This window comes from Bacteroides coprosuis (assembly GCF_020741705.1).
GTDB lineage: Bacteria > Bacteroidota > Bacteroidia > Bacteroidales > Bacteroidaceae > Bacteroides_E > Bacteroides_E coprosuis.
On sequence record NZ_DYYK01000050.1, the window covers coordinates 1 to 7,010 of the forward strand.

Sequence of the window (7,010 nt, forward strand, 5' to 3'; positions counted from 1 at the left end):
ATAGATAAGTTCCTACAACACAAAGGAATAATAATAGATTAGTCACCTAAAAACTAATTGTATGAGAAAGCTAACTTTGTATATTTCAATTTCCTTAGACGGCTATATTGCCGAAATAAATGGTGGGTTAGAATGGCTTGAAAACTTTCCTAATCCAAAAGAAACCGACTATGGTTATCAGGAATTTTACGAAAAAGTGGATACGTTAATTATGGGTGGCAAAACCTATCGGCACATTCTGGATATGTGCGACAAATGGCCCTACCCCGAAAAGAACACCTATATCATTTCTCATCAACCTATCGAAAGCAACAAAAGAGGAATACATTATTTGGGAGAAAACTGGTTGGAAGAAATTAGATTTATCAAAGACCAAAAGGGACAAGATATTTGGCTAGTAGGTGGAGGGGAAATAGCCTCTGAAATGCTAAATGCAGGTTTAATAGATACAATGATTATTACAGAATTTCCTGTGTTGCTAGGTAATGGCATTCCTTTGTACAACCCTCCTTTTAAAAAATCACAATGGAGTATTTTACGAGGTAGATACTACATCAATGGCGTAACTCAAACAGAGTACGGACTAAAAAAGGAATAAGTTCATATTAATTATTATTCAAATACTTCTCAGAAGCTCCCCTCTTTTAGGTCTCTATTCCAAGCTGAACTTAATAGAGAGGAGTTTTTTTTATTCATTATATCAATATGGATATTTATAATATCAAAAATGAATAAATAATACACTTTGAGTCTATTTAAAACTTCATTCCTGTTTAACACCGACAAGACATTAACATGACACCGACATGTCATCGTTTTGACCCTGACCGAACCTCCTTTTGACACCGATATAAAAATGAGTGTATTTTTATGCAAATTGTATCTTCCTTAAAGTCTCTATTTCTATTTCTTCACAGAAATGTAACAGTAACCTATTAATTGACTATCTGTTACGCACTTTTACACCCCTAGATATTTCTCTTTTCCATTCTATTTTTATCTTTATTGCAGATTGAAATCAAGCCAAATGAGAAAGATTATATTATATATATCTGCTACTATTGATATGCAAATTGCATCCAAAGAGGGTACGCATAAGTGGCTAGCAGATTACCCCAACCCTGATAAAAAGGAATACGGGTGGAAAGAGTTTTATAAGGATATAGATGTATTGATTATGGGCGGTAAAACATACCGTTCCATCCAGAATATGGGGATTGGCTGGCCGTATGGCGATAAAGTGAGCTATGTCATTACAAGGCAAAACCGAGAGGCAAGTAATGACCAACTTCACTTTATAAATGAAGAATGGATTGAAAAGATTAGAGAGTTGAAAAAAGAGGAAGGTAAAGATATTTGGCTAGTAGGCGGTAGTGAAATTTTATCTATTCTTCTTAAAGAGAAGTTGATAGACAAGATGATTATTGTGCAGTATCCTATACTTTTAGGTCCAGGCATTCCCCTTTTCCAAGGAAATCAGGAGGTATCCATGTGGTCTATTATCCGACATCGGATCTACGAAAATGGTATTCTTTATACTGAATACTCTAGGCACTAATTAATTTTCTCCCTTATTTATATGTGAACTATTAGATGTGTTGTTGTGGGGGTATCAAGAAATCTTGATGCCCCCTTTTGGTGTATATGCTTATCGGGTCACAAAAAAGGCTTCAACCTTATCGGTTAAAGCCTTACTAGAATAGGTGTATCTCACTTTTATTTCAATCCGTATTTATTGGTAATAGACTGCTGAATAAACTCAAGCAAATCTACGGTTTCTAATATTTCCATCTGCATATCATAAAATTCTTCGTAATCTTCTTCGGGATAATACCCTTTGTCGATAGCTTCCTTATATTTGGCTATAGCTACTTCTTGATTTTCCAAAAGATAGTAAGTCATCGCTCGATAAAAGAGGGTGTCAAAGTTTTTCTTAGTTTGCACCGACTTATCAAAAAGAGCTGCTGCTTCTTTGTAGCACGTATTGGCTTCATCTACTTTTTCAATATCTTCTAAGAAGATTCCTTTTAAAAGAGACAGCATAGCATCATCAGATATCTTTTCTGTGGCAGTTTGTAAAATATCAAAGCCCTCTTTCTGCTTTCCTAAAGACCAATATTCTATTGCCAACTGCTCGTAGGCAGGAGAATAAGTAGCGTCTGCTGCTATCGCCTTCTTGTATAAATTAATTGCTTTTAATACAGCATCTTTGGAAATGGGCTCTTCTTGTTGATACAGCCAATCCATTGCTTCTTCATAATATTGTTCTGCCTTAGCATTATTCTGCGCATAGGCAGATAATCCAGCTGTCAGAAACAAAGCCATCACTACTAATAATTTACGCATATTCTTACTTTTTAATACTTACTATTAGGATAACACAATATAAATGTGATCGTTCAATCTTACACCTCATCTCCTCACCTATTTCTACTTACTATTCAGCATTTTAGGCTGTTTCTGCTTGGCTACTTAAGGCATATCAAACGACTAACAAATTTAGATATTTGATTCAATAAATAATCTACTCTTTGCTTATTTATTTTCTTCCAATAGAGCTATAGTACTTAGTTTGATAACATACTATTCTAAAAAGGATTCTTTTCTATCTTCAAAACAGCAAATACACGCAGTACTAGACCCCTTTTCTCTGAAAAAATTCATACTTTTGCACCATTATTCATAAAGCATTAAAGAATAGTGGCAAGAAAGAAACGACAATTACCTCTTCTAGAGAAGGTTACAATAACAGATGTGGCTGCTGAAGGCAAAGCCATTGCAAAAGTTGATGATTTGGTAATTTTTGTACCTCATGTGGTACCTGGTGATGTAGTAGACTTACAGTTAAGACGTAAAAAGAAACGTTATGCTGAGGGTGTGGTGATGAAATTCCATGAATATGGTGCTGAACGTGCCGTTCCATTCTGCCAACACTATGGTGTTTGTGGCGGTTGTAAATGGCAAGTTCTACCTTACGAGGCTCAAATTCGCTATAAGCAACATCAAATTATGGACAACCTAAGTCGCATTGGTAAGGTGGAACTACCTGAGCCTATGCCGATAATGGGTTCGGCAAAAACAACATTTTACCGTAACAAACTAGAATTTACTTTTTCGGATAAACGTTGGCTTACTCAGGAAGAGATAAATCTAGATAAAGAGTTTTCGGGAAATCAAAAGAATGGCTTGGGATTCCATATTCCAGGAGCATTTGACAAAGTATTGGATATAGAAAAGTGCTGGTTGCAAAACGACATCTCCAATCGTATCCGTAACGGTGTGAGAGAATTTGCTACAGCCAATGACATTTCATTCTTCAACCTACGTGAACAAGTGGGCGTACTTAGAAGTTTGGTAGTACGTACATCGAGCACTGGCGAGTTAATGGTTATCTTAGTTTGTAAGGTAGAAGATGACGATGCCAGAGAGCAAATGATGAAGGTGATGGAATACATGGGTAATGAATTCTCTGAAATAACCTCTCTTCTTTATATCATCAACAATAAGATGAATGATGTATATACTGATCAAGATGTATTCTTATATAAAGGCAAAGATCACATGATTGAAGAGATGGAGGGATTACAGTTTAAAGTAGGACCCAAATCTTTTTATCAAACCAACTCTGAGCAAGCTTATGAACTATACAAGGTAGCCAGAAATTTTGCCCAACTAACTGGGGAAGAATTGGTGTACGACCTTTATACGGGTACGGGTACTATTGCCAACTTTGTTTCTAAGCAAGCAAAAAAAGTTATCGGTATAGAATATGTTCCCGAAGCAATTGAAGATGCCAAAATAAACTCTGAAATCAACCACATAGATAATACTCTCTTCTATGCTGGAGACATGAAAGATATTTTGACTCAAGATTTCATAAACACTCATGGGCAACCAGATGTTATTATCACAGACCCTCCACGTGCGGGTATGCATCAAGATGTTATTGATGTTCTCTTATTTGCAGAACCTAAACGTATTGTGTATGTTAGCTGTAATCCAGCTACACAAGCACGAGATTTACAGCTACTAGACAACAAGTATAAAGTGGCTGCTATACAACCTGTAGATATGTTTCCTCATACACATCACGTGGAAAATGTAGTACTTCTCGAGAAGAGAAATTAATAAAGAATTAAAACGAATATGGAAAGAGGACAAAGGTCTTACGCTAGGGCAAGAAATAAATACACCAATTATCATGTAAATCAGGCTAGTACACTGATGGAATTCTTACAAGCTAAGATGCCCGAAGCTAGTCGCACGAAACTAAAATCGTTCTTATCAAGACGTATTGTATTCGTTGATAAAAAGATTGTAACCCACCCCGACTATCCTGTAGAAAGAGGAATGTTGGTGCAGATAGATCACAATAAACACTCCAATACTGAGCTAAGAAGCAAAGATATTAATGTACTCTACGAAGATGCTTATCTTATTGTAATAGAGAAGAAAGCGGGTGTACTTAGTATTGCAGTAGGCAAGAATAAAGGGAAGTCGGCACATGCTATCTTAAATCACTACCTAAAGAAAACCAACCATAGAGGTCAAGCTCTCTTAGTACATAAGTTGGAGGTAGATGAATCGGGTATCATGATTTTTGCTAAAGATGAAGAGACCAAGTTCAATCTCCAGAAAAACTGGAAAGAGCTTATTATCAACCATACTTTTGTGGGCTTGGTAGAAGGTGATGTTCAAGAAGAATCTGGACTAAATATCTCATGGATTGACGAAGAAACAGGTAAATTAAATTTCTCCAACAATCTGGAAACAGCTCCGCGTGACCCAGTCAAAGCAATCACTAGATTCCGTACCATTAAAAAAGCCAATGGCTTGAGTATGCTAGAGTTTGACCCTCGCGAAGACAGAAACAATAAGATAAGAGTACAGATGGCAGAAATGGGTCATCCTATATTGGGCGATAAAAAATATGGTGAGTTTATATCTCCATTGAAGAGATTTGCTCTACATGCCTTTCTAATTCGTTTCCGTCACCCCGTAACTAAGGAGTTAATGAAATTTGAAATTTCTTACCCCAAAGAGTTCCGCAGCTTGATGATGAAGAGCTCTGAGAATCAAGAGTAATCACGAATTATAACCTAAAAAAAATAGACTACATAATAAGTTATTATATGTAGTCTATTTTTTTGCTGATTTATTTCATCCATTCCAAAGCTTGCTTAGGGCAATTGGTTATAATACCATCTACTCCCATATCCCAAAGAAATAAAATATCGGGACGATGATCTACTGTCCATGGCACTATCTGTATTCCTCTTCTATGGCATTGCTCCACCAAGTCGGGGTTTACTAGTTGATAATGTGGACTCAATATAGTGGGTGTAAATTGTAGCTTCTCCGACATATCTTTGATAGGATACCTCCTACCTTCAATCAAATAAGAAAGTTGCAAATCAGGATATGCAGCGTGCAGATAGTTCAATGTGCGCTCATCAAAAGACTGAATAATTAATCGGTTACCTAAATAATAGGGAGCTAGTACCTCCATGACCAACTGAATGAAGGTATCATATTGAGGAGTCATCCGATTATCTTTCATGGCATGCGACTTTATCTCTATATTATAAGTAATAGGTGCTATCTGGTTAATGCGTGTAAACTCTTCCACCTCTCGAATCAACTCACCCAGTAAAGGCATTTTACATGGTATATTTACTCGGTTGGGGTAATCCTTATTAGGAAGACTACCTACATCGTACGTTGCAATCTTACTATAAGGCATATTAAATAAGATATGTCTGAACTGAGTCCCCCGCAGAACCTTCTTGCCACTGGGACGAAGAGCTTTTTTCGGACTCATATAAGGATCATGCGACACGATTACTAAGCTATCTGCAGAAACATGTACATCGAGTTCTAGCACAGGAACACCAATAGATGCAGCGTGTAGCATGGCTTCAATTGTGTTTTCAGGATATTCTGCTGCCCCACCTCGATGGGCATGAATAAGAGGACGAGTAGGATTTTGTGCGAAAGAGAAAGAAAAACAACACATTACGAGTAAGCAAGCTAAAATTCTAGGTTTCATGATCATCATTCTAATATCAATATCTTTAAAATCATTCTGTTTCATACTACATAGATATATATAAAAGTAGTCACTTTATGGCATTTTTGTTTAAATATTTATTCTCTAATAAGCCTACTACAAACATTAACAACTAATAACCAACTAGTTAAGCTTATGGTAAGCTAAATATATTGATGATAAATTCCACACATTCTACACCCAAATGGGTAATAATACTCGTATATAACAAATCAAGAATATTTTAAAGAACATATAACATACTGATAATAGGCATATTACAAATATATTTCAATCTTGGCATTAAATTTGATTTATAATAAGTGAAGACAAACTTCATAAAACATTATTCATTTTAAATTCAAGGGATTATGAAAAAGTTAGTATTAACAGTCGCATTATTTTTCGGTTTGGGTACAGTTGCAACATATGCTCAACAAGAAGTAAAAGAACAAGCAGTCCAAGAAGTAGTACAAGATGAATTTGTAAAAATTGAAATATCAGAACTTCCTGAAGCTGTAGTTAACACCATTAAAAAAGATTACGAAGAAAGCACAGTTCAAGAAGCATATGTCTCTGAAAAATATGGAATTAAAACTTACAAGGTAGTTCTTAAGGATCAAGAAGATCAAGAAACTACAGTATTTTTCAATGAAAACGGTGAAAAATTAGAAAAATAATATATGCAATCAGACATGTTCTTTTAAGGTAAAAAATAGTTTGTTGAAAAATATCAATTAGAAGAGAGAGTTTAGTTGATATATTTATAAAAAGAGCGCCGAAAGAGTCTCATCGTATGATGAGGCTCTTTTATTATCCCCCCTATTGTAACCAAATAACTGTATTAGAAGTATTGCTACTTATTATAAAAAAGTAAGAACAGAACTGGTGAAGACATCATAAAATTAAATAATAGGGACAACGAAAAAGACTAGCCGAACTTCACTTGGATATGGAAGTG

General features: G+C 35.5%; 7 protein-coding genes. 5 read left to right on the forward strand and 2 right to left on the reverse strand.

What is annotated here, in order from left to right; all coding sequences use genetic code 11:
• Positions 1 to 61 precede the first annotated feature (61 nt).
• Both K8V80_RS02915 and K8V80_RS02920 read left to right on the forward strand, forming a co-directional pair.
• Positions 62 to 598 carry a dihydrofolate reductase family protein gene (locus K8V80_RS02915; RefSeq protein WP_276775353.1) on the forward strand — a complete coding sequence of 179 codons (537 nt, stop codon included), beginning with the start codon at positions 62 to 64 and terminating at the stop codon, positions 596 to 598.
• A gap of 429 nt (positions 599 to 1,027) precedes the next feature.
• Positions 1,028 to 1,558 carry a dihydrofolate reductase family protein gene (locus tag K8V80_RS02920; RefSeq protein WP_276775355.1) on the forward strand — a complete coding sequence of 177 codons (531 nt, stop codon included), beginning with the start codon at positions 1,028 to 1,030 and terminating at the stop codon, positions 1,556 to 1,558.
• A 158-nt stretch (positions 1,559 to 1,716) separates the two neighbouring features.
• Here the strand turns inward: K8V80_RS02920 and K8V80_RS02925 are convergent, their stop codons facing one another.
• On the reverse strand, positions 1,717 to 2,346 hold the full coding sequence (locus tag K8V80_RS02925) for a hypothetical protein (protein ID WP_006745040.1): 630 nt from the start codon (positions 2,344 to 2,346) through the stop codon (positions 1,717 to 1,719).
• Between the two features lie 354 nt (positions 2,347 to 2,700).
• Here K8V80_RS02925 and rlmD point away from each other — a divergent pair, with 354 nt between their 5' ends.
• A complete protein-coding gene (gene rlmD, locus K8V80_RS02930; RefSeq protein ID WP_006745041.1) occupies positions 2,701 to 4,128 on the forward strand; it encodes a 23S rRNA (uracil(1939)-C(5))-methyltransferase RlmD in 1,428 nt (475 codons plus the stop codon).
• An 18-nt stretch (positions 4,129 to 4,146) separates the two neighbouring features.
• Positions 4,147 to 5,085 carry an RluA family pseudouridine synthase gene (locus tag K8V80_RS02935; protein WP_006745042.1) on the forward strand — a complete coding sequence of 313 codons (939 nt, stop codon included), beginning with the start codon at positions 4,147 to 4,149 and terminating at the stop codon, positions 5,083 to 5,085.
• Positions 5,086 to 5,155: 70 nt separating this feature from the next.
• Here K8V80_RS02935 and K8V80_RS02940 read toward each other — a convergent pair whose 3' ends face one another.
• A complete protein-coding gene (locus tag K8V80_RS02940; RefSeq protein WP_276775359.1) occupies positions 5,156 to 6,094 on the reverse strand; it encodes a glycerophosphodiester phosphodiesterase family protein in 939 nt (312 codons plus the stop codon).
• Between the two features lie 326 nt (positions 6,095 to 6,420).
• Here K8V80_RS02940 and K8V80_RS02945 point away from each other — a divergent pair, with 326 nt between their 5' ends.
• On the forward strand, positions 6,421 to 6,729 hold the full coding sequence (locus tag K8V80_RS02945; RefSeq protein ID WP_276775361.1) for a hypothetical protein: 309 nt from the start codon (positions 6,421 to 6,423) through the stop codon (positions 6,727 to 6,729).
• Positions 6,730 to 7,010: the final 281 nt, after the last annotated feature.

Excerpts from the sequence above, each read along its gene's own strand:
- K8V80_RS02925 (WP_006745040.1), bottom strand. The coding sequence starts at position 2,346 with ATGCGTAAATTATTAGTAGTGATGGCTTTGTTTCTGACAGCTGGATTA.
- K8V80_RS02915 (WP_276775353.1), top strand. The coding sequence starts at position 62 with ATGAGAAAGCTAACTTTGTATATTTCAATTTCCTTAGACGGCTATATT.
- K8V80_RS02920 (WP_276775355.1), top strand. The coding sequence starts at position 1,028 with ATGAGAAAGATTATATTATATATATCTGCTACTATTGATATGCAAATT.
- K8V80_RS02940 (WP_276775359.1), bottom strand. The coding sequence starts at position 6,094 with ATGAAACAGAATGATTTTAAAGATATTGATATTAGAATGATGATCATG.
- K8V80_RS02945 (WP_276775361.1), top strand. The coding sequence starts at position 6,421 with ATGAAAAAGTTAGTATTAACAGTCGCATTATTTTTCGGTTTGGGTACA.
- K8V80_RS02935 (WP_006745042.1), top strand. The coding sequence starts at position 4,147 with ATGGAAAGAGGACAAAGGTCTTACGCTAGGGCAAGAAATAAATACACC.